General features: G+C 70.7%; 1 protein-coding gene. It reads right to left on the bottom strand.

Features of this window, described 5'->3' with window-relative positions:
* Positions 1-331, bottom strand: a 331-nt coding sequence (locus tag ACYJSS_RS30710; protein ID WP_459481285.1) for a type VI secretion IcmF C-terminal domain-containing protein, incomplete at both ends; no start/stop codon positions are given.

A 331-nucleotide genomic window follows, 5' to 3' on the forward strand; every position in this document is an offset into this window, starting at 1 on the left:
ACAGCCGCTCTCCGCTCCTGGCGTGGGTCCAGCTCAGGCGCGCGCCGGGGTGATCGCTCGCGCTGGGCCAGTCGAACCGTTGCCAGCGCTCCCGCTGGTTGAAGTACGCCAGGCGATGCCCATCGAGGGTCAGGGTGGTCTGCACGAGGTCGCGTACCGGCTTGGCCCGCAGCTCGAAGGCGATGCCCATGCCGCCGTCGGTGTAGAGCACGTCGGCCAGTTCGGCGAGCCGATTGACCGCCGCGAGGAACGCGGGATCGAGGCGCAGCCCCTGGCCCTGGGTGCTTTCGGGCACCCAGCGATTGCCGTCCTTGCGCAGCACGCCACCCAG

The sequence above is a fragment of the Pseudomonas sp. No.21 genome (genome assembly GCF_054558415.1).